Annotated in this window: 23 protein-coding genes, 1 tRNA gene and 1 other annotated feature; of the genes, 9 read left to right on the forward strand and 15 right to left on the reverse strand. The window is 67.1% G+C overall.

What is annotated here, in order from left to right; translation table 11 throughout:
* Positions 1–94: 94 nt before the first annotated feature.
* Both MH112_RS03960 and MH112_RS03965 read left to right on the forward strand, forming a co-directional pair.
* Positions 95–1,429: a hypothetical protein gene (locus tag MH112_RS03960; RefSeq protein ID WP_296564190.1), complete on the forward strand. Its 1,335-nt coding sequence runs from the start codon at positions 95–97 to the stop codon at positions 1,427–1,429.
* Complete coding sequence (locus MH112_RS03965) at positions 1,426–2,103, forward strand: hypothetical protein (RefSeq protein WP_296564192.1); 678 nt, start codon at positions 1,426–1,428, stop codon at positions 2,101–2,103. The genes MH112_RS03960 and MH112_RS03965 overlap by 4 nt, the downstream gene beginning before the upstream one ends.
* A gap of 61 nt (positions 2,104–2,164) precedes the next feature.
* On the opposite strand, the gene MH112_RS03970 is transcribed toward MH112_RS03965, so the two are convergent.
* The 11 genes from MH112_RS03970 to aroA all read right to left on the reverse strand — a co-directional run bounded on the left by MH112_RS03970 (position 2,165) and on the right by aroA (position 12,474).
* Positions 2,165–2,494 carry a hypothetical protein gene (locus MH112_RS03970; protein WP_296564195.1) on the reverse strand — a complete coding sequence of 110 codons (330 nt, stop codon included), beginning with the start codon at positions 2,492–2,494 and terminating at the stop codon, positions 2,165–2,167.
* A gap of 58 nt (positions 2,495–2,552) precedes the next feature.
* Positions 2,553–3,872 (reverse strand): folylpolyglutamate synthase/dihydrofolate synthase family protein, encoded by a 1,320-nt coding sequence (locus MH112_RS03975; RefSeq protein WP_296564198.1) that lies wholly within the window; start codon positions 3,870–3,872, stop codon positions 2,553–2,555.
* Positions 3,873–3,913: 41 nt separating this feature from the next.
* Positions 3,914–4,825: an acetyl-CoA carboxylase, carboxyltransferase subunit beta gene (gene accD / locus MH112_RS03980; RefSeq protein WP_296564199.1), complete on the reverse strand. Its 912-nt coding sequence runs from the start codon at positions 4,823–4,825 to the stop codon at positions 3,914–3,916.
* Positions 4,826–4,837: 12 nt separating this feature from the next.
* Positions 4,838–5,671, reverse strand: a complete 834-nt coding sequence (gene trpA, locus MH112_RS03985; RefSeq protein ID WP_296564596.1) for a tryptophan synthase subunit alpha — start codon at positions 5,669–5,671, stop codon at positions 4,838–4,840.
* Positions 5,668–6,888 (reverse strand): tryptophan synthase subunit beta, encoded by a 1,221-nt coding sequence (gene trpB / locus MH112_RS03990; RefSeq protein ID WP_296564599.1) that lies wholly within the window; start codon positions 6,886–6,888, stop codon positions 5,668–5,670. Before trpB ends, trpA begins: the two co-directional genes overlap by 4 nt.
* 49 nt (positions 6,889–6,937) lie before the next feature.
* Positions 6,938–7,588 carry a phosphoribosylanthranilate isomerase gene (locus MH112_RS03995; RefSeq protein WP_296564201.1) on the reverse strand — a complete coding sequence of 217 codons (651 nt, stop codon included), beginning with the start codon at positions 7,586–7,588 and terminating at the stop codon, positions 6,938–6,940.
* A 51-nt stretch (positions 7,589–7,639) separates the two neighbouring features.
* A complete protein-coding gene (mscL, locus tag MH112_RS04000) occupies positions 7,640–8,098 on the reverse strand; it encodes a large-conductance mechanosensitive channel protein MscL (protein ID WP_296564204.1) in 459 nt (152 codons plus the stop codon).
* A gap of 52 nt (positions 8,099–8,150) precedes the next feature.
* The gene (locus MH112_RS04005; protein WP_296564207.1) at positions 8,151–8,432 is read right to left on the reverse strand and encodes an integration host factor subunit beta; all 282 of its coding nucleotides are present in this window, start codon (positions 8,430–8,432) and stop codon (positions 8,151–8,153) included.
* A 163-nt stretch (positions 8,433–8,595) separates the two neighbouring features.
* Entirely contained in the window at positions 8,596–10,308 is a 1,713-nt protein-coding gene (gene rpsA, locus MH112_RS04010) for a 30S ribosomal protein S1 (RefSeq protein WP_296564211.1), read from the reverse strand.
* A 175-nt stretch (positions 10,309–10,483) separates the two neighbouring features.
* Positions 10,484–11,131, reverse strand: a complete 648-nt coding sequence (gene cmk, locus MH112_RS04015) for a (d)CMP kinase (protein ID WP_296564214.1) — start codon at positions 11,129–11,131, stop codon at positions 10,484–10,486.
* Positions 11,128–12,474, reverse strand: a complete 1,347-nt coding sequence (aroA, locus tag MH112_RS04020; RefSeq protein ID WP_296564603.1) for a 3-phosphoshikimate 1-carboxyvinyltransferase — start codon at positions 12,472–12,474, stop codon at positions 11,128–11,130. Before aroA ends, cmk begins: the two co-directional genes overlap by 4 nt.
* A 119-nt stretch (positions 12,475–12,593) precedes the next feature.
* On the opposite strand from aroA, the gene MH112_RS04025 reads away from it, so the two are divergent.
* The 6 genes from MH112_RS04025 (at position 12,594) to MH112_RS04050 (ending at position 16,757) form a co-directional block, all read left to right on the forward strand.
* Positions 12,594–13,064: a TIGR02300 family protein gene (locus MH112_RS04025; RefSeq protein WP_296564217.1), complete on the forward strand. Its 471-nt coding sequence runs from the start codon at positions 12,594–12,596 to the stop codon at positions 13,062–13,064.
* A 105-nt stretch (positions 13,065–13,169) separates the two neighbouring features.
* A tRNA-Ala gene (locus MH112_RS04030) sits at positions 13,170–13,245 on the forward strand.
* Between the two features lie 122 nt (positions 13,246–13,367).
* Positions 13,368–13,420: a sequence feature (sul1 is cis-regulatory element that is thought to sense ions involved in sulfur or methionine metabolism; They are found in Alphaproteobacteria), on the forward strand.
* A gap of 58 nt (positions 13,421–13,478) precedes the next feature.
* Positions 13,479–14,963 (forward strand): SulP family inorganic anion transporter, encoded by a 1,485-nt coding sequence (locus MH112_RS04035; RefSeq protein ID WP_296564220.1) that lies wholly within the window; start codon positions 13,479–13,481, stop codon positions 14,961–14,963.
* Positions 14,964–14,975: 12 nt separating this feature from the next.
* Entirely contained in the window at positions 14,976–15,830 is an 855-nt protein-coding gene (locus MH112_RS04040) for a universal stress protein (RefSeq protein WP_296564223.1), read from the forward strand.
* Positions 15,831–15,952: 122 nt separating this feature from the next.
* A complete protein-coding gene (locus tag MH112_RS04045) occupies positions 15,953–16,375 on the forward strand; it encodes an Hsp20 family protein (protein WP_296564226.1) in 423 nt (140 codons plus the stop codon).
* 124 nt (positions 16,376–16,499) lie between these two features.
* Entirely contained in the window at positions 16,500–16,757 is a 258-nt protein-coding gene (locus MH112_RS04050; protein ID WP_296564230.1) for a DUF1150 family protein, read from the forward strand.
* Between the two features lie 40 nt (positions 16,758–16,797).
* On the opposite strand, the gene ptsN is transcribed toward MH112_RS04050, so the two are convergent.
* The 3 genes from ptsN to MH112_RS04065 form a co-directional block, all read right to left on the reverse strand.
* Complete coding sequence (gene ptsN / locus MH112_RS04055; protein WP_296564233.1) at positions 16,798–17,262, reverse strand: PTS IIA-like nitrogen regulatory protein PtsN; 465 nt, start codon at positions 17,260–17,262, stop codon at positions 16,798–16,800.
* A gap of 89 nt (positions 17,263–17,351) precedes the next feature.
* Positions 17,352–17,975 (reverse strand): ribosome-associated translation inhibitor RaiA, encoded by a 624-nt coding sequence (gene raiA, locus MH112_RS04060; protein WP_296564236.1) that lies wholly within the window; start codon positions 17,973–17,975, stop codon positions 17,352–17,354.
* A gap of 41 nt (positions 17,976–18,016) precedes the next feature.
* Positions 18,017–18,664, reverse strand: coding sequence for an exopolysaccharide biosynthesis protein (locus MH112_RS04065; protein WP_296564240.1), 648 nt, complete (start codon positions 18,662–18,664; stop codon positions 18,017–18,019).
* 268 nt (positions 18,665–18,932) lie between these two features.
* On the opposite strand from MH112_RS04065, the gene MH112_RS04070 reads away from it, so the two are divergent.
* Positions 18,933–20,024: an aspartate-semialdehyde dehydrogenase gene (locus MH112_RS04070; protein ID WP_296564243.1), complete on the forward strand. Its 1,092-nt coding sequence runs from the start codon at positions 18,933–18,935 to the stop codon at positions 20,022–20,024.
* Here the strand turns inward: MH112_RS04070 and rpoN are convergent.
* A complete protein-coding gene (rpoN, locus tag MH112_RS04075; protein WP_296564245.1) occupies positions 20,021–21,514 on the reverse strand; it encodes an RNA polymerase factor sigma-54 in 1,494 nt (497 codons plus the stop codon). The genes MH112_RS04070 and rpoN overlap by 4 nt on opposite strands.
* Positions 21,515–21,612 lie beyond the last annotated feature (98 nt).

The raw sequence follows: 21,612 nt of genomic DNA on the forward strand, positions 1-21,612 counted from the left end.
TTTTGTTCTTGCAGGCCGCGCTTCTTGTGGTAGTGTTTTTCCTGTGTGCGCCCCTAGGGTGCGTGCAGGGGAGGCCCCATGACAGGAGCGCGGTTTGAGAAACGTTCACGTTGGCGTTCGCCAAGGTGCCAGTGCCTTTGAGGGCTGGATCGAGGCGCAGCAGGCCAACGCCCAGCGCCACCTTGAAGATGCCGAGCGGCGCATTGAGGCCGAACGGCAGAAGGCGGTTCGGCGGGCCCAGGCGCTTGCCCAGACGGTAGTTACCCAGGCCGAGCGGGTGGTTGACGAGGCTGCTCGGCGGTTCACGCCCCCCGTGGCGCCAGCGCCGCCGCCCCGGCCCGCCGCCAGGGCCCCGCAGCCGGCGCGGCCAACGCCGACTGTGCGGCCCACAGTAAAAGACGATGGCTTCCTGGACGAGACCCGGGCCCAGCTGGGTGCCGCCGCCCGCGGCGCGCAGGACGCCTTCACGCTGGGCCTGGGCGACCGGGCCTATGCGGGCCTCGGCGCCCTAGGCGATGCCCTTCAGGGTGAGCCCCTGGCCGCCGCTTTTCACCACAAAATGGAACAGGAGCGGGCGCGGGACGCGGCGGATGCTCAGCAGTATGGCGCGGCAAGAGCCACCGGACAGGTTCTGGGGGTTGGCGCTCAGGTGATCGGCCTGGGCGCGTTTCTGGGGCCTGGGGCACTTCTTGCTTCCGCTGCGCGCGGGGGTCGCATCGCGCAGGCCTCCCCCTTGATCCTGCGAGAGTACGCCGCCCTGGCAGGGGCTGGCGGGGCGCTCGGCGGCGTGGGTCAAGTTGCTCACGATGCCCAGAAGGGGGCCTTGGGAACGCCAGCGGATTATGGCGGCGCCGTCCTAGGCGGGGCGCTTGGCGCCGCGGCGCTCTCGCGGGGCCATGTCGTCCAGGCCAGCGGCATGGCCGGGCTCACCCAGACGGTCGCCCAGGACACCCTGAACGGCGGCGTCAACGCCCAGACCGCGACAGAGGGCCGAGAAGCGGCCGCCACAGCGGCGATGATCGGAGGCATCACCGGAGGAATGGCGACCAAATATAGCGACAACATGTCAAGAACGGCCAAAGAGGTCGCTGGGGAGACCGTGTCTAAAATCAGAAACCTTGCGCGTGGAGATAAGACTGAAGGTGGACGAAAACGGAAAGAAGACCTGCCCTTGGGCGGTTACACCATTCCGGACATGCGATCTTATCGTAACGGCGAGGTGCACGAGGTCATTGAGTCTAAGTTTGGGCGCTTTGCAAGGCTCTCCAAACGCCAAGCCGAAGCCCACGCGCAGCTCAAGAATTACCGTGTCGATCATACCCTTCCCCAAGATGTTGGCGCAGCGGTCGGGCTGCCGGCTGCGCTCTTTTTCCCATGGGACCGGGCGAAGGCCGACAAAACATCAGGATGGGAAGGGACTGCGCCATGAGAGCGACTTGGATTGCCGTTCAGGGCGCAAGCCGGGACGAGGTTCTGGCGGCGCTGCAGCTTGAGGTCCTCCCCGATGGGGAGGCGGGTAGCTGGTTTGAGGGCAACTATAGCTGCCGGGCGTTTCCGGGGGGCTGGTTGGTCGTGGCCAGCCAGGAGGGCCTGGACCTCGCCTCGGACCTGGCCAGCGCGGCGGCCACCACACAGCGGTTGGCGTTGGGCGCCGAGATGAGCACCATCGTCATGTTTTCTGAGGCCTGCGGTTACCAGGACGGTCAGCGTCAGTGGTCCATGATCCATGACCCGGAGGATGAAGACGACCCCCTGGCCATAGAGGGCGAACCGCCGGCCATCGTGGCTGAGCTGAAAGCCAAGGCCTTGGAGGACCCAGACGATGATGACGGCGCCGACATCGTCTTCGAAGCCCCCATGCAGGTGATCGCCCACTATACGGGGTTCGTCTATGACGAGGATGAGGCCACCGACTGGGTCCGTCTGCGGGCCACCGCTGCGCGACCGGTGGCCCGTGACCGGCCCAAGCCCCCCAGACCCCCTGGGCCACCTGTGCAGAGCGAACAGCCAAGGCCCAGCCTCTTGAGCCTTCTAGCGCTCGCGATGGCTACAATCATCCTGGTGGGCTGGGGGGTGCAAACGATCCTCCGACTGGTGCTCTAGGGATGGAGATGGGCTTTTGCGCCCCGGCCCTGGCCGACCGATCGACCTCGCGCCGCCGCGCTCAGCGGCCTTCGGCATCGACGACGATGGCGACGGTCTTGCCCCGGGACAGGGGTTCCCAGCCTGCCGCGATGGCCGAGGTGATGGCCCGGGCCACCAGGTCTGTGGAGATGTGCGCGGGCTGAAGCTGGGGGGCACCGTAGCGGCGCTGGGGACCGGGCGGAAACTCCACCACCGCCTCCCGCTGACCCTCCACATGGCGGACGGCCAGCGCCATGCCGCGCCACCCTGCCGTGTCGCTGGACCACTGGGGCTGGCGCTGCAGCCGCCAGACATAGGGGTCCCCGTCCACCGTGATGGGAAACTCAGGATTCAGCTTGGTGCGCGCCATGGGAAGGCCTTAGCCCGATCAGCCGCCACAGGCCACCCCGGCACGCCCGGTCGGGGGCTCAGCGGGGCCAGGTCTCCGGGTCCATGGCCAGGACATCCCCGGCAAAGTGCAGCCCGCCGCAGATCAGAATATGCGGGGCGGGACCCTCCTGCGACAGGGCGGCGGACAGGGCCGCGGTGACATCGTCGGCGATCTGCGCGTCCAGCCCGGCGGTGCGGGCGGCGGTGGCGATCTCCTCAGCCGGGGCAGCATTGGGGGAGTCAAAGCTGGTGGCCACCACCCTGGGCCGCAGGTCGGCGAAGGGGGCGAAGAAACCGACGGCGTCCTTGCGGGCGAACATGGCGGTGATCAGCACCACCGGGCGGGGATCCCGCGCCGTCAGCCGCAGCAGCGACTGGGCTAGGGCCGCGCCCGCGTGGGGGTTGTGTCCGCCGTCGAGCCACAGGACCGCGCCGCGATCTGCCGCCATCTCGCCCAGGCGGCCCTGGGTCAGGCGCTGGAACCTGGCCGGCCACTGGGCGCTGGCCACACCCCGGCCCATGGCGGCCTCATCAATGCGCGGATCGTTCAGGGTCAGAAGGGCGGCCACCGCCACCCCGGCATTGTCGAACTGATGGGGGCCAAACAGGGCCGGGGGCGGCAGGTCCAGCAGGCGCTCGCCCAGCTGGACCAGCAGCCGGCCATCGGCCTCCCAGGCGTCGGCGTCGACGCCCATCAGGGTCATGGGCGCGCCCAAGGCCTCGGCCTGGGCCTTGACGACGTCCAGACCTTCTTCCATCTGATGGGCGACCACCACCGGACGGCCGGCCTTGATGATGCCGGCCTTCTCCCAGGCGATCTTGGACAGCTCCGGCCCCAGCATCTCCAGATGGTCATAGTCCACCGGGGTGATCACACAGAGGTCCGGAGCGTCGAAGACATTGGTGGCGTCAAACCGCCCGCCAAGCCCCACCTCGATCAGGCACAGATCCGCCGGCGTCTGGGCAAAGGCCTGCAGGGCGATCACCGTGGTGATCTCAAAGAAGCTGATGGGCTGGCCGGCATTGACCGCTTCGACCTCGCCGATCAGGGCCTCCAGCCGCGCATCGGTGATCAGTTCCCCGGCCACGCGGATGCGCTCGGCAAAGCGGACCAGATGCGGCGAGGTGAGCACATGGACCTTGAGGCCCGCCGCCTCGGCCATGGCGCGCATATAGGCCACCGTCGAGCCCTTGCCATTGGTGCCCGCCACATGGATCACCGGCGGCAGCTGACGCTCCGGGTGGCCAAGGGCGGCCAGCAGCCGCTCCACCCGCCCGGTGGTCAGGTCGATCAGGCTGGGGTGGTTGGCGCGCAGACGGGCGATCACCGCGTCTGAGGCCCGGATCGGATCATACATGGCGAGGGCTCTGGCGGCGGGGCCTTGGGTGTTGGGAGGTATCAGGCGGCGCGGGAACGGGCGCGTCCGAGCATCAGGGTCTTCAGGATCGAGCCCAGCATGGCCGGCAGGTCGGGGCGGCTGACCACCCGATCGACCATGCCGCGTTCCGCCAGGAACTCTGAACGCTGAAAGCCCGGCGGCAGGATTTCACGGATGGTCTGCTCGATCACCCGGCGGCCGGAAAACGCGATCATGGCGTTGGGCTCGGCCAGGTGCACGTCGCCGAGCATGGCGTAGGAGGCGGTCACCCCGCCAGACGTGGGGTCGGTGAGCACGACGATATAGGGCAGGCCCGCAGCCTTCAGCTCATTGACCGCCAGGGTCGTGCGGGTCATCTGCATCAGGGACAGGGTCCCCTCCTGCATCCGCGCGCCCCCGGAGGCCGTGAAGATCACGAAGGGGCACTGCCGGGCGATGGCCTCATGGGCGGCCTTGATGAAGGTCTCACCGGCCGCCATGCCCAGGGAGCCGCCCATGAAGGCGAAGTCCTGGACCACCACCACAGCCGTCTGGCCCTGGATCTTGCCGACCCCGATGGCCATGGCGTCATGTTCGCCGGTGGCCTTGCGGGCGGCCTTCAGCCGTTCGCCATAGGGCCGGTCATCGGGGAACTTGAGCGGGTCTTCGGTCACATGCGGGGTGGCGATGCGCTCGACCACACCGTCATCGAAGGTGATCTTCAGCCGTTCCTTGGCCCCGATGCGCATGTGGTGCCCTGATGGGGTCACCCACAGGGCGGCCTCCAGGTCGGGGCGATAGATCATCTCCCCGGTGTCAGGGCATTTGACCCAGAGGTTCTCCGGGGTCTCGCGCTTGACGAAGGCGTTGCGGATCCCCGGCGCAATCCGGGACAGCCAGCCGCCCTGAGAGCCTTGCGGGCGGGCGGGCTTTTCGTTCTTCTGATCTGCCATCTCGATCGGGGTCTAGGCCGGTATGGAGCCGGCGCGGGCCATACGGACAGCCTTAGCCAGGGATTCAACTTTGGAAAGCACCCGGGCGGTCACGTCTTCGTTGCGCTCCAGGGCGTCGGCCACCTCGTCCACCAGGGCCGAGCCGACCACGGCAGCGTCGGCCACCTGGGCGATAGCGCCGGCGCGCTCCGGCGTCCGAATGCCAAAGCCCACCGCCACCGGCAGACCAGACGCAGCGCGGATGCGGGCCACGGCCGGCCGCACGGCCTCGGCGTCGGCCTCCTTGGCACCAGTCACCCCGGTCACGGAGACATAATAGACAAAGCCCGAGGTCCGCCGCAGGACCACCGGCAGGCGCTTGTCGTCGGTGGTAGGCGTCGCCAGCCGGATCAGGGAGATGTCGGCGGCGTCCAGGGCGTCGGCCAGGGGGTCGGCCTCCTCCGGCGGGCAGTCGACGACGATCAGCCCGTCAATGCCGGCGGCCGATGCGGCCTGGGCAAAGCCCTCAAAGCCCCAGGTCACCAGGGGATTGAGATACCCCATCATGATCAGGGGCGTGGTCTGATCGGTCTGGCGAAACTCCGCAGCCAGGTCCAGTACGCCCTTCAGGGTCATGCCATTCTTGAGGGCGCGCTGGGCGGCCTTCTGGATCGGCGGGCCCTCGGCCATGGGATCGGAGAAGGGAAAGCCCAGCTCAATCAGATCAGCACCGGCGGCCGGCAGACCCTGCAGGATTTTCAGGGCCGTGGCCCGGTCCGGATCGCCAGCCATCACATAGGCGACAAAGGCGGCGCGATCCTGCGCCTTCAGCGCGGCAAACCGGGCGTCGATACGGGATTTCATCAGATGGTGCGTCCCAGGTGGTCGGCCACAGTGGCCACGTCCTTATCGCCCCGGCCTGAGAGGTTCATCACCACGATCCCACCCTTGCCCACATCGCGGGCGATGTCAGGCAGACGGGCAATGGCGTGGGCGGTTTCGAGGGCGGGAATGATGCCCTCCAGCTCGGCGCAGAGCTTGAAGGCGTCCAGCGCCTCGGTGTCAGTGCAGGTCAGGTACTGAGCCCGACCCACATCGTGCAACCAGGAATGCTCGGGCCCGATGCCCGGATAGTCGAGGCCAGCCGAAATGGAGTGAGCCTCGGTGATCTGGCCCTCAGGGTCCTGCAGCAGATAGGTCTTGTTGCCGTGCAGAACGCCAGGGCGACCCCCATTGATGGCTGCGGCGTGGCGGTCGGTGCCCATGCCGTCGCCGGCCGCCTCGACCCCGATGATCCGCACCGACTCGTCGTTCAGGAAGGGATGGAAGGTGCCGATGGCATTGGAGCCGCCGCCGACGCAGGCGACCACGGCGTCGGGCAGTCGGCCCTCGGCCTCAAGCACCTGCTCGCGGATCTCCCGGCCCATGATCGCCTGGAAGTCCCGCACCATCATCGGATAGGGGTGAGGACCGGCCGCCGAGCCGATGAGATAGTAGGTGTCCTCCACGTTCGTGACCCAGTCGCGCAAGGCCTCGTTCATGGCGTCTTTCAGGGTCGAGGCGCCGCTGGTCACGGGCATGACCTCTGCCCCCAGCAGGTTCATGCGGAACACGTTGGGCCGCTGCCGGGCCACATCCAAAGCGCCCATATAGACCACGCAGGGCAGGCCAAAGCGGGCGCAGACGGTGGCCGTGGCCACCCCGTGCTGGCCCGCGCCGGTCTCGGCGATGATCCGGGTCTTGCCCATGCGCCTGGCCAGCAGAATCTGGCCGATGCAGTTGTTGATCTTGTGCGCGCCGGTGTGATTCAGGTCCTCGCGCTTGAAATAGATCTTGGCCCCGCCGAAGTGGTCGGTGAGGCGCTCAGCGAAATAGAGCGGCGAAGGCCGGCCCACATAGTGGGTGAGCAGGCCGTTCAGCTCGGCCTGGAAGGCGGCGTCCTGCTTGGTGGCCAGATAAGAGGCCTCCAGGTCCAGCACCAGCGGCATCAGGGTTTCGGCCACATAGCGGCCGCCAAACTGTCCAAACCGCCCATGGGCGTCCGGATAGGCGGCAAAATCGTTGGGCGTCGCGGGGGGCACCATGGCCTGCGTCGGGGCGTTCATCGTCTTGCGCGTCCTTGCAAAGAGCTCGTCATGCGCGGCGCACGGCGTCTAGAAATGCCGTGATCAAAGCCGGGTCCTTTAGTCCGGGACCGCGCTCCACGCCAGAGGAAACGTCCACGGCGGGCGCGCCCGAGAGGCTGATGGCCTCAGCGACGTTCCAGGGATCAAGGCCGCCGGCCAGGAACCACGGCCTGGAAAACCGGCGACCCGATAACAGGGTCCAGTCGAAGCGGGCACCGACGCCGCCGGGCAGGGTTGCATCCTTGGGGGGGCGGCCCTCAAACATCAGGTGGTCTGCGGCACTCTCATAGGCGCTGACGCTGGTGAGGTCGTCTGGCCCGGACACCGGGATCACCTTGATGGTCTTTGCGCCGGTGCGCTGGCCGATGGCGGCCACCCGGGCCGGGGGCTCGGCCCCATGCAGCTGGATCAGGTCCGGGCGCAGGTGGGTCATGATCTGGTCGATGAGCGTATCGGACGGATCGACGCTGACCGCCACCACCTGGGCCTCGCCACGCACCGGCGCGGTCAGGGCACCGGCGGCTTCCGGGGTCACATTGCGTGGGCTGGCGGCAAAGAAGATGAAGCCCAGATAGGCCGCACGCCCCTCCAGGGCGGCAGTGACCGCCTGCGGCGTGGACAGGCCGCAGATCTTCGAGGCGATGCGGGGGGCGCTCATGTCTCGTCGATTAGGGGATCAGAACCCCGGTCCGCAAGGCGCCGGCGCAAATCAGGTCTTGGGGGGCACCTTGGGCTTTGCGGGCGCCTTTAGGTCAGCCTGAGCTTTCAGCTGATCCCGGATCTCCATCAGCAGCACCTCGGTAGGCGTGGGGGCCGGCTGGGCTTCCGGGGGCTTTTCAGCCTCGTTGCGCCGAATGGTGTTGACCAGCTTGACCAGCAGGAAGACCGCCCAGGCCACGATCAGGAACTGGATCACCGTATTGATGAAGGCACCGTATTGGATGGCCACCAGTTCCACCGCCTCGGTGGCGGGATCCTCCGGCCTCAGCACCCAGGTCAGGCGGGAAAAATCTACGCCGCCGGTGAGCAGCCCAATGGGAGGCATGATCACCTGGTCCACCAGGCTTTTGACGATGGAATTGAAAGAGGCACCGATGATGACGCCTACGGCCAGGTCGATGACGTTACCGCGGGAGATGAACTCGCGGAATTCCGAGACGATGCTCACGGGGGACAGTCCTAGGGGTTAGGGAATCAAGGGACGCGGAACATCCCGCCGATCAGTCGGCGTTAAGGCGCTCGCGCAGTTCCTTGCCGCTCTTGAAGAACGGGACATGCTTGGCCTCGACGTCGACAGGCTCCCCTGTCCGCGGGTTGCGCCCGGAGCGGGCATCCCTGGCGCGGACCGACAGGGCGCCAAAGCCCCGCAGTTCGACGCGGCCCCCCTGTTCGAGGGCGACGATCATCTGCTCCAGGACGACGCCCACGACCCGCTCGATATCGCGCTGGGTCAGATGGGGGTTTTCCTCGGCCAGACGGGCGATCAGTTCAGATTTGATCATCGTACTTTCCGGAGGTTCGGCGGGGGCGACCATGGGCGAGTCCCTGAGGATGTTCAAGGCCATATGCGGCCCCACCGTCCAGGAACCCGGCCCTCCGGACACGAAAAAGCCCCGCCCGGAAATCCGGACGGGGCCTTTCCTCATCATGGAACAGGCAGGACGATCAGTCCTTGCCGGCGCCCTTTTCACGGAGAGCCGCGCCAAGGATGTCCCCGAGGGACGCGCCGGAGTCCGACGAGCCGAACTGCTCGATGGCTTCCTTTTCCTCGGCCATTTCCAGGGCCTTGATCGACAGGGACAGGCGACGGGCACCCTTGTCGACATTGGCCACCTGAGCATCGACGCGGTCACCCACGGCGAAGCGCTCGGGGCGCTGGTCGGCCCGGTCGCGGGACAGGTCAGACTTGCGGATGAAGGCCGTCATCGGGGCTTCATCATCGCCGAGCCGGACTTCGATGCCGCCCGAAGTGACCTCGGTGACGGTGACCGTCACGGTCTGGCCCTTGCGGTAGGCGTCGCCAGCCATGGGATCACCAGCCAGCTGCTTGATGCCGAGCGAGATGCGCTCCTTTTCGACATCAACATCCAGCACCTGCGCCTTGACCATCTCACCCTTCTGATAGCGGGTGATGACCTCTTCGCCGGGCGCGGTCCAGTCCAGGTCGGACAGGTGGACCATGCCGTCGATGTCGTTCTCCAGGCCGATGAACAGGCCGAACTCGGTGGCGTTCTTGACTTCGCCCTCGACGGTGGAGCCGACCGGATGGGTTTCCAGGAAGGCGTCCCAGGGGTTGGCCATGGCCTGCTTCAGGCCCAGCGACACGCGACGCTTGGACGGATCGACGTCCAGCACCACCACGTCGACTTCCTGCGAGGTGGAGACGATCTTGCCCGGATGGACGTTCTTCTTGGTCCAGGACATTTCCGACACGTGCACCAGGCCCTCGACCCCGGCTTCCAGCTCCACGAAGGCGCCGTAGTCGGTGATGTTGGTGATGCGGCCGGTGAACTTGGCACCGACGGGATACTTGGCTTCCACGCCGTCCCAGGGGTCGGACTGCAGCTGCTTCATGCCGAGCGAGATACGCTGGGTGTCGGGGTTGATCTTGACGATCTGCACCTTGACCGTGTCGCCCACCGCCAGAACCTGGCTCGGATGGTTGACGCGCTTCCAGCTCATGTCGGTGACATGCAGCAGGCCGTCGATGCCGCCCAGGTCCACGAACGCACCGTAATCGGTGATGTTCTTGACCACGCCTTCGCGGACTTCGCCTTCCAGCAGCTGAGCCACCAGCTCGGTGCGCTGCTCGGCGCGGGCCTCTTCCAGAATGGCCCGGCGGGAGACAACGATATTGCCCCGGGGACGGTCCATCTTGAGAATGGCGAAGGGCTGTTCCTTGCCCATCAGCGGGCCGACGTCGCGGACCGGGCGGATATCGACCTGGCTGCCCGGCAGGAAGGCCGAGGCGCCGCCGAGATCGACGGTGAAGCCGCCCTTCACGCGGCCGACGATGGAGCCCATGACCGGCTCGTTCAGGGCATAGACCCCTTCCAGACGGGTCCAGGCCTCTTCGCGGCGGGCCTTGTCGCGGCTGATCACCGCTTCGCCCATGGCGTTTTCGACCCGCTCGAGGAAGACCTCGACCGTATCGCCGATGGCCACAACGGCCTTGCTGTCGTCTTCGCCGCCGAATTCCTTCAGCAGGACGCGGCCCTCGGTCTTGAGGCCCACATCGATGATGGCGAAGTCCTTTTCGATGCCCACCACCAGGCCCTTGACCACGGTGCCTTCCATGAAGTCACGGCCGCCAAGCGACTCGTCGAGGAGGGCGGCGAAGTCGTCGCGGGAGGGGGAGAGGCTCATATCGTCAGCCATAGTGTTCTTTCGTTCGAATTGACCTCGGGCGCCTGGCCGCGCGCGGTCTCAGGACGGATTCCCGGTGTCAGGTTAGGGGTTGCAACCGAAAACGTGAGGCGAGCCTCTCGCGATGAATTCGCCCGCAGCCGACGAGGAAAAGGCGCGGTTGGATTTGCTCGCCCAGCTGCCCTGTTCAGGAAAGTTGGGCGGCGCGCGCCGCCTCGACGATGCGGCGGGCCGCATCGGCGGCTTGGTCTATAGTCATTTCCGAGGTGTCCAGCAAGACAGCGTCCGGCGCCGGTGCCATGGGTGCCGCCGCCCGGCCGGAGTCGCGGGCGTCACGGACCCGGATATCGGCCAGCACCTCGGCCAGGTCGACCCCCTCGCCCTGGCCCGTCAGCTGGCGCCAGCGGCGCTCAGCGCGCACCTCCGGCCTGGCGGTGACATAGAGCTTGGCCCCAGCCGTGGGGCAGATCACCGTACCCATGTCGCGCCCGTCCAGCACCGCCCCCCCGGGTTGTTCGGCAAAGTCCCGCTGCAGGGCCAGCAGCACCTGACGAACCTCGGGATGGACAGCCACCTGGCTGGCGGCCTCGCCGGCGGCGCGGGTGCGAAAGGCGTCCTGGTCCAGGGCCTCTGGCCGCAGGTCCCGGGCGATGGCGGCGGCGGCCAACGGGTCACCCAGATCCCCGCCGGCCTGCTGCAGCAGCACTCCGACGGCCCTATAGAGCAGGCCTGAGTCCAGCACAGGCAGGCCATAAATGCGGCCCAGTCCTGCTGCGATCGTGCCCTTACCCGAGGCCGCAGGACCATCAACGGTGATCACCTGGGAGCCGCTCATGCGGTCAGGCGGTCCGCCACGGTGATCTGACCGCCCAGACCGCTCATCATCTCGACAAAGCCCGGAAAGCTAGTGGCGATCATGCCAGGCTCGTCCACGGTGACCGGCGCCTCGGCGGCCAGCCCCAGGACCAGGTGAGCCATGGCGATGCGGTGATCCCCGTGGGTGGTCACCTGAGCCCCCCCGGCCACCGGATGGTTGGCCCGGGCCGTCCCGCTGACAATCAGGCCCTCAGGCTCCTCCTCGACACTGACTCCGCAGGCCGCGAGGCCCGCAGCGGTCAGGGCGATGCGGTCGCTTTCCTTGACCCGCATCTCGCCGATGCCACGCATGATGGTTGGCCCTGAAGCGCAGGCGGCGGCGACCGCCAGGATCGGATATTCATCGATCATGGCCGGGGCCCGCTCCGGGGGCACGACCACGCCGTGCAGGGACGAATGGCGGGCCGTGATGTCCCCCACCTGATCGCCGCCTTCGTCCCGGACGTTGGAGATCACCAGATCGGCGCCCATCTCCTGCAGGGTCAGGAACAGGGCGGTCCGCAAGGGATTGAGCAGCACCCCCTCCACGGTCACCTCAGAGCCTGGCGTAATCAGCGCCGCCACCAGGGGGAAGGCCGCCGAGGAGGGATCGCCGGGGACCGCCACCTGAGCGCCGCTCAGGGTTTGAGCGCCGGGCACAGTGATCAGGCGGGCGCCATCGGCCATCAGCTCGATCTCGACCTTGGCCCCGAAGGCCCGCAGCATGCGTTCGGTGTGATCACGGGTGGCCTCAGGCTCAATGACCTGGGCACCGCCTGCCGCATGCAGGCCCGCCAGCAGCACCGCCGACTTCACCTGTGCCGACGGCTCGGGCAGCCGATAGGCGATGGTTTTCAGACCGCCGCCCCGCAGGGTCAAAGGCAGCCGCCCGCCGGAGCGGGCGATCCAGGTCGCCCCCATTTCCCCCAGGGGCTTGAGCACCCGGTTCATTGGGCGCCCCCGAAGGGAAGCATCGCCGGTGAAGGTGGCGCTGAGGTCGAAACCGGCAGCTGCCCCCATGATCAGCCGCACCCCGGTGCCGGCATTGCCGCAATCGACCACGTCCAGGGGCTCAGCAAAGCCCCCCTGGCCCTCGACGCGCCAAGCGCCAGGCCCCAGGCGCTCGACGCGGGCACCAAAGGCCGCCATTGCCTGGGCGGTGCGCTTGACGTCCTCGCCCTCGAGCAGGCCGGTGATATCTGTGGTTCCGCTGGCCATGGCACCCAGGATCAGGGCGCGATGGGAAATGGACTTGTCGCCGGGAGCGCGGACACGGCCCCGCAGCGGGCCGCCGCGGGTCGCGGTCAGTCCAGCCGCCGTGATGGAAATGGACGCCTCCTCAAGGCCTTGGGTTTGTCCGTGGGGCTTTGCTTTTGACAGCCGCCCTGGCCCGTGGCAAGGGAGCCGGCTTCTGTCAAACCGCTCTTTAGGGGATCGCCCACGTGGCAAATCCAGAGTTGGGCGCCAAGCAGGTTTGCCCGAACTGCCAGGCCAAGTTCTACGACCTGACCAAGCGACCGGCTGTGTGCCCCAAGTGCCATCACGAATTTGATCCCGATGAGGCGGTCAAAACCCGCCGCGTTCGCGGTCGCGCGCCCATGCCAGAGCCGGAGGCCGAGGCCGAAGATCAGGTCAAGGCCCGCGGCGAGGACGACGAGGACGAGGACGAGGACCTCGGCACGCCCGAGATCGACGAGATCGAAGATCCCGCCGTCGAGGACGATGAGGATGAGGACGCCGAGCCCGTCGAGCGCGTGGCCAAGAAAAAGTCCCCCGACGCCGACCTGGCCGGCTTCAGCGATGAAGACGACCTGGAAGACGACGACGACGAGGCCGTGCCCTTCCTCGAGGAAGAGGACGAGGATTTTGACGACGCCGATCTCGAGGGAATCCCCGAACCGGACGAAGATTGAGGTCCCGGCGATCAGCCCTGAAAATGGTGCTTGATCGCCGCAAGACCTTTGACTAGGTTCCGCGCCTCTTCGGGAGGGCAAGCCCGCCCGAAGAACCCAGGACCTGGGGCTATAGCTCAGCTGGTAGAGCGCTTGAATGGCATTCAAGAGGTCAGCGGTTCGACTCCGCTTAGCTCCACCATGGAGGCCCGCAGGTAACCCTGCGGGCCTTCGCCTTTTGTGGATGATGCACTCTGTCAATGCTGAGGCACAGCGGCGCTGCGGTTGCAATCGTGGCTCAGGCCGGGCATAGCCGACCCCATCGACGGACCCGGCTTGCCGGGTGGCTCGGCCGGGCGCCTATCCCCCGGACAACGCACGGCCCCCTGAGGCGCTCGCTGCCCTGGGCCCGATGAATGACTGAAACCCGAACATATGACTCTCCTCGCTAAGCTGAGGCGCGATTGGCTGTTCAATGTGCGCGGCGATGTCCTGGCCGGTATCGTGGTCGCCCTGGCCCTGATCCCCGAAGCCATCGGCTTTTCGGTGATCGCCGGAGTTGACCCCCGCGTCGGCCTCTATGCCTCTTTTTCCATTGCCGTCATCATCGCCTTCACGGGCGGGCGGCCCGGCATGATCTCGGCGGCCACCGCGGCCATCGCCCTGCTGGTCGGTGACCTGGTCCGGGATCACGGGGTGGAATACCTGTTCGCCGCCACCGTCCTGATGGGCGTGCTGCAGATCGGCGCGGGCCTCGCCAAGCTGGGCGGGCTTATGCGCTATGTGTCCCGCTCGGTGATCACCGGCTTCGTCAATGCGCTGGCCATCCTGATCTTCATGGCCCAGCTGCCTGAGCTGATCGGCATGGGCTGGCAGACCTACGCCATGGTCGCGGCTGGCCTCGGGGTGATCTATCTGTTCCCCCGCCTGACCCGGGCCATCCCCTCGCCCCTGGTGGCCATCGTGCTGCTTTCGGGGGTCGCGATCTATATGGGTCTCGACGTCCGCAGGGTGGGCGATCTCGGTGAACTGCCCACCAGCATCCCGTTCTTCCATTTCCCGCAGGTGCCTCTGACCCTGGAGACCCTGCAGATCATCTTCCCCTATGCCGCGACCATGGCCGTGGTCGGCCTGCTGGAAAGCCTGCTGACCGCCACCATCATCGATGACCTGACCGATACGGGCTCCGACAAGAACCGCGAGTGTCGCGGCCAGGGGATCGCCAACTTCGCCACCGGCTTCCTGGGGGGCATGGGCGGCTGCGCCATGATCGGCCAGTCGGTGATCAATGTGAAATCTGGCGGTCGGGGGCGACTGTCGGCCCTGGTGGCTGGGAGCTTTCTGCTGTTCCTGATCGTGGTTCTGGGGCCGTGGGTGGCCCAGATCCCCATGGCCGCCCTGGTGGCGGTGATGATCATGGTCTCGATCGGCACCTTCAACTGGGGCTCGATCCGCAACCTGCGCAGCCATCCGTGGTCATCCTCAGTGGTCATGGTTGCTACGGTGGTGGTGGTTGTCGCCACCCATGACCTGGCCCGCGGCGTCCTGGTGGGCGTCCTGCTCAGCGGCATCTTCTTCGCCCGCAAGGTCGCCCGGATCGTGGCCGTGCAGAGCGCCTTGAGCCCCGATGGCCGTACCCGGACCTATGACGTCGAGGGCCAGATTTTCTTTGCGTCCGCTGACACCTTCGCAGCCGCCTTCGACTTCAAGGAGGTGATCGAGAACGTGGTGATCAATGTGTCCCAGGCTCATTTCTGGGACATCTCGGCCGTGGGCGCTCTGGACCGGGCGGTGCTCAAGTTCCGCCGGGAAGGGACCACGGTCGAGGTCGTCGGCCTGAACGCCGCCAGCGCCACCCTGGTTGATCGCTTCGGTGAACACGACAAGGACGGCGCCGAAATCCAGCTCGGGGCCCACTGAGGAGGATCAAGCATGCCCAAACTGCTTTGCGCCATCGACGCCTCAACCTACGGCCCCAGCCTCTGTGACCACGCCGCCTGGTTCGCCAACCGCATGGGTGCCCGCGTGGATGTGCTGCATGTCCTCGACCGGGCCGAAAGAGGGGCAGGTGCCGGCCTTGACCTCTCCGGCAGTGTTGGCCTCGGCGCCAGCGAGGTGTTGCTGGAACAACTGACCAAGGCCGATGAGGCCAGGGCGCAAGCGGCCCAGGCCCATGGCCGGGACATGCTGGAAAGCGCCGCTCGCCGACTGACCGACGCCGGCGTTGCCGACGTCAGCCTTCTCCACCGCCACGGGGAGGTCGCCGAGACGATCATCGAGTTGGCAGCCAGCTTCGACCTGGTGATCATCGGCAAGCGGGGCGAGGGGCGAAATTTCGAGGAAGGCCGGCTAGGTGCCAAGGTCGAACGGGTGGTGCGCGGCAGCGCGCGGCCGATCCTGGTGGCGCCACGGGTGTTCATGCCCATCACTCGGGTGGTGGTGGCCTTTGACGGCGGGACCAGCGCAACCAAGGCCCTGACCCACGTGCTGAGCAATCAGGCCTTCGCCGATCTCGAAATTGTCGTGGCAATCGTCGCGGACGCCGGCACCCAGCGCGACGTCCGCGTCGAGGCGGCACAGGGGCTCCTGGCCGGCCGGGCCGACGCCGAGGTGAAGACGCTGCAAGGCGATGTTGAAGCTGTGCTCAAGGGCGAGCTGAGGCAAGGCGCTGGCGACCTGCTGGTCATGGGTGCCTATGGCCACTCGCGGATCCGCGAATTGTTCCTTGGCTCCACAACGACGGCAATGATCCGCACCGGCAAGGTTCCGGTGCTGTTGTTCCGCTAGAGCCGGCTGAGACATTGAAACCTGGCCGCCTCATCGCCAGATAAAGTCCAACCGAAAGTCCTGCGCCAGCGTGATGGGTGGGGCTTCCGGGGAGTCGCTTGCTGATGAGGACTCGAGGACAGATGACCCGGACGATCCTATTCGACAGCCCTTTTCTCCTGGGCTTTGAGCACACTCGCGCCCGGATTGAGCGCGCTGCCAAGGCCGCCGCCGAGGCCTATCCCCCCTACAATGTGGAAGATTGCGGCGCGGGGCGGCTGCGCATCACCCTGGCCGTGGCCGGCTTCACGCCGGACCAGCTGCATGTGAATGTGGAAGACCGCCAGCTGGTGATCGCCGGCGCCCGCAAGGACGAGGCGGGCAAGGACGAGGACGCCTATCTGCACCGGGGAATCGCGGCCCGGGGCTTCCTGCGCACCTTTGTCCTGGCCGATGGCATGGTGGTCGAAGGCGCCACCCTGGAGCATGGCCTGCTGCACATTGACCTGGCCCGGCCCGAACCGGAGACCGTGATCAAGCGCATTCCCATTCGCACCGCGGGCTGAGTTTCATCGCCCCTGCCGCGCGCCCTAACCCCTTGGCCAGCCTGACCGGCGGCCGCGCAGACGCCAGACCCCCGGCTGAACCGGCGAGGCTCCGGCGCGTTGCCAATCCATGGAGGTGCTCATCATGACACCGATCTTGTCGACCGAAGACTTCGCTGCCCTGGGCGGCCCCGACCTTGTCTATGTCCGCCCGATCTCGGCGGCAGAAATCCTGGCCAGCGTCCCGGTGCACGGGGAGGCCATAAAACTGGACCTGAACCCGAACCAGACCTTCTATGCCGTCCATCGGGCTGACGGCGAACGCCTGGCGGTGCTCAACGACCGCAATGCGGCCATGGCTGCGGCTCTGGCGCACGAACTGGCCCCGGTCTCCGTCCACTGAGGGAAAGTGCCCGGCCCTGGTTTCTGACCGGGGCGGGTGCCTAAGCTGCCGAAGGGGCCGATTCCTGGACCAGCAGGGCGTGCAGGGCGTCCGGCGTCTTGGCCTGGCGCAGGTGAGCACGCAGGTCGGGGTTTCGCAGCATACGGGACACTCGCGCCAGGGCACGCAGGTGCTCGGTGCCAGCCTCCGGCGGAGCCAGCAGGGCGAAGATCAGATCGGCCGGCTGGTCATCGATCGACTCAAAGGCCACTGGCTGGTCGACCCGCAGGAACACGCCCCGAATCCGGTCCAGCCCCTCGATCCGGGCATGGGGCACGGCCACCCCATGGCCGATCCCCGTGGAGCCGGCCTGCTCGCGTTCGGTGAGGGCGTCCAGCACGGCTGCCGCCTCGAGTCCAAAGTGACGGGCCGCCAGGTCGGCCAGGTGCGCGAGGATCTGGCGCTTGTCGGTAGCGCTGACGCGCACCGCAATGGCACCGCGATCCAGAATGTCGCCGATTTGCATGCTTGCGTCGGAAAGCCTGTTCTACGGGTCCGAACCCGCACGGTTTACGGCGACAGAGGGGGCCTTTGCAGCCGCCTTTAGGCGACGCCTCAGCTACCCGTTCCGTTCACCGGCCTCGTGCGCTCGGGATCAATCCACCCGATGTTTCCATCGGGCCGGCGATATACCACGGACAAACCGCCATGCGCGGCGTTCCTGAACACGATTGTTTGAGCACCGGTCATGTCGAGCTCCAACACCGCCATAGAAACCGTCATTTCACGGATCAGGCGCTCAGTTTCGGCGATGACCATGGCAGCGGGCGAGCCCTCTGCCCCCGGCTCCACGCCTTCGTCCCAGTCGGGCTCATCCTCACCCTCGGGGGTCCGGAGCACGAAATAGGCGGCGGTCTCGGCCTGTTTGGCGAGAGCCTGCTGGTGATGGTCTTTCAGCCGGCGCTTGTAGCGCCGGACCCGGGTCTCGATCTTGTGGAGGGCCGCATCAAAAGCGGTATGGGCGTCTGTGCCTGTGCCCTGGCTTTGAAGCTGCTGGCCAGAGGCCAGGGTCAGGGCACAGTCCACCTTGAAGGTGTAACCCTCCCGACTGACCACCACGTCGGCCCCGCCGCCCGCGCGATCAATATATTTTCCAATACTATTGGTGAGTTCGTCGGTGACCCGCAGTCGCAGGGCCTCTCCAACCTCGACATGTTTGCCGGTGACTTGGACTTGCATAACCCCATGAACGCGCCGGACCGGGTCTGGTGTCAAGTGCGTCAAAAGCCGCTGACCGCTGCTACGAAAAGCCTGTGGATAACCCCAGCCGCCAGGGCCAGAACCCCAAGACTGACCAGGGTGACCGCATAACCGGCCAGGGCCAGGACACCATCCCGCTGGATCAGGGCCAGGGCGAAAAGACTGATGGCGGCGGCCGGGAGCAGGTTGCCAAGCGGCAGGGGCAAGAGCAGCACCAGGGCCAGGATCGAGCAGGCCACCCCGATGAGGCGGTCCCCCAGGGGGCCAAACAGAAAGGTCAGCCGGGCGCAGGAGATCTGCTCCACTTTTTCAACCTGGGGAATCAGTTTGAGAAAGGCACCGCGCAGGGGGGTCATTTCCAGCCGCCGCCGCCGTAGAGCCGCAGGCATCCAGGGGCTTCTCACCCCCAGGGCCAGCTGCGGGGCAAACAGCAGCAAAGGGGCGCCAAGAAACGTCGAGGACCCCGGGGGCAGGGGCAGCAGGTTGGGGGCGGCGAACAGGAACAGCAGCGCCCCGAAGGCACGGCGTCCGAAGCGGCCAATCAGGGTCCCGAAGTCTTCGGTCGCATGGGACAGGTCAGTGAGATCCCGCAGGATCTCCGAGAGGCTGACCCGCCGCTCCCGATGCGGGTCCTGACCCGAGAGTCCAAGGGGTTCTGGGGCTGTCATCCCGACGGGGTATGGCCGCGTCGGTGATGCCCTGCAATGCGCATCCGGGCAGAGGGGCGCTTTACAGGGGGGGCCGGAAGCCCTATCGGGGCGTCATGCTGCATTTCGCCGCCATGACCATGATTATTAAAACCACTGCGCCTGGGGGCGCAGGGGTCTGGTCCTGGCTGCCCGCAGCCGACTGACGATCCCTGCTTGACCCCGCCGGAAGGATGGGGTCGGCCAAGGAAAAGCCAGCCTCCCTCCGGCCAGACCCCCGGAGGCTCCCATGCCACAGTCCCTGTCCAGCCCCCTGGCGCAATCCCGGTCGCCTTCCCCGGCGACGCCGACCATGACGCGGCCCTTGACCATTGCCATTGTCGGGGCCACAGGTGCCGTGGGGGCCGAGCTGATCGCCTGTCTGGAGCGGCGGGCCTTTCCGGTGGGCGAGCTGCGCCTGTTTGCCTCCCCGCGCTCGGCGGGCAAGACCCTGACGTTCCGTGGCGCGCCAGTCATGATCCAGGCCCTGGAGGAGACGAGCTTCGCCGGCGTCGACGTCGCCTTCTTCTCCGCCGGCGCCAGCCTGTCCCGGCACTACGGCCCCCTGGCCGTGGCCGCGGGGGCCTGGGTGGTGGACAATTCCTCCGCCTTCCGCATGGACGCCGACACCCCGCTTGTGGTGCCCGAGGTCAATGGCTGGCGGCTGGGCGAGACGCCGGGCCGGCTGGTGGCCAACCCCAACTGCGTGGCCGCCATCGCCGCTGTGGTGCTGGCTCCGCTGCACGCCCGCCGGCTGATTGTCCGGCTGGTGGGCTCGACCTATCAGGCGGCCTCTGGCGCGGGAGCTGCCGCCATGGCCGAACTGCGGGACGCCACCGCTGCGGCCCTGGCCGGGGAGACCTATGCCCCCCAGGTCATGGCCCACCCCTACGCCTTCAATCTGTTCAGCCATGACGCCGGCATCGATCCGGAGACCGGCTATAACGGCGAGGAACTGAAGGTCATGGCCGAGCTTCGCCGGCTGCTGGGGGCGGCCGACCTGCCGGCCAGCTTCACCTGCATCCGGGTGCCGGTGCTACGGGCCCACGCCATGGCCCTGACCGTCCGGTTCGCTGAGCCGGTGAGCGTCGACGACGCCAGGGCGTGGCTGGCCGAGGCACCGGGTGTGCGTCTGGTGGATGACCGCGAGGCCAATCACTTTCCCATGCCCGGCGAGGCCTCAGGCCGTGACGATGTGTTGGTGGGCCGGATCCGCACCGACCTGTCGGACCCCTCGGGGCGCAGCCTGTCCCTGTTCATCGCCGGCGATCAGCTGCTCAAGGGTGCCGCGCTCAATGCGGTGCAGATTGCTGAGTCGCTGGTGGAGGCGGGCCAGGTCTAGACCGCTTCCTTCATCGCCCGCCGCCGCTCCACCGAGGAGGGAATCCGCATGGCTTCCCGGTACTTGGCCACCGTGCGGCGGGCGATGTCGACGCCAGCCGCCTTCAGGATGTCGACGATCTGGTCGTCGGAGTGCACGCCGGCCCCCTGAGCTTCGGCATCGATCAGCTGCCGGATCTTGTGCCGGACGCTCTCGGCCGAGTGGGCTTCGCCGCCGGAGGATGAGGCGATGGAGGAGGTGAAGAAGAACTTCAGCTCAAACAGGCCCCGGGGCGTGGCAATGTACTTGTTGGAGGTCACCCGGCTGACGGTGGACTCGTGCATGCCGATGGCCTCGGCCACGGTCTTGAGGTTCAGGGGCCGCAGGTGCTCAACCCCATAGGCCAGGAAACCGTCCTGCTGGCGGACGATCTCACTGGAGACCTTGAGGATGGTCTTGGCCCGCTGGTCGAGGCTGCGGACCAGCCAGTTGGCAGTGGCCAGGCAGTCAGCGACGAAGGTCTTTTCCTGGTCCGAGCGCGCGCCCCCCGACACCCGGGCATGATAGCGCTGGTCCACCAACAGTCGCGGCAGGGTGTCGCCGTTGAGCTCCACCAGCCACAAGCCGCCAGGGCCTTCCCGAACGAAGACGTCAGGCGAGACCGGCTGGCTGGGCTCACCACCAAAGGCAGCGCCGGGCCGTGGGGTTAGGGCGCGGAGCTCGGCGAGCATGTCGCGCAGGTCCTCATCATCGACCCCGCAGGCGCGCTTCAACCCCGCCATGTCCCGGCGGGTCAGGAGATCAAGATTGTCCAGCAGGGCGGACATGGCCGGATCGCAGCGATCGCGCTCGATCAGCTGCAGCCGCAGACACTCGGCCACATCCCGGGCGAAGACGCCGGTGGGCTCCAGGCCCTGTAGCTTGGTGAGTACTGTCTCGGCCAGGGCCAGATCGCAGCCCAGTCGCTGGGCGGTTTCGGCCAGGTCCAGGCGCAGATAGCCCCCCTCATCCACCCCATCGATCAGGACAGACGCGATCGCCATCTCCACGGCGGACAGGTTCAATAGCGCGGCCTGATCGGTCAGGAACTCGGCCAGGGTCTTTTCATGGGCGGCCAGGGCGTCGAGGCCATCGCCGTCACCCTCAAAGGTTCCGCCCTTGCCGGCCTGGGACCAGTCTATGGCCCCCCCGGCCTCGGCCCCGTCGCCGGTGGCCCGCTCGCCAGGCGACACCTCGTCATGGGCCGTGTCCATATCGCTATGGGCGGCACCGGCGGCGACTTCGTCGAGGGCCGCCTCTGCGCGGGCTTCACCCACTTCATTGGCGGCGTCTTGGGTCGGCTCAGCCTCGCCTTCGTCCCGGGCCAGCAGGGGGTTACGCTCCAGCTCGCCCTCGACATAAGCCTCCAGCTCAAGGTTCGACAACTGCAGCAGCTTGATGGCCTGCTGCAGCTGGGGGGTGATGACCAGCCCCTGCCCCTGACGGATCTCGAGTCGCGCGCTGAGCGCCAAGTTCAGCCCTCCTGGCCTGCTTCTTGCTGGCAAGGCTAGACGGCGATCCCACACCGATTGGTTAACTCCGGCGGGGTTGGCGACAATTCCCTCGCTGG

The sequence above is a fragment of the Phenylobacterium sp. genome (genome assembly GCF_022402485.1).
Lineage (GTDB): Bacteria > Pseudomonadota > Alphaproteobacteria > Caulobacterales > Caulobacteraceae > Phenylobacterium.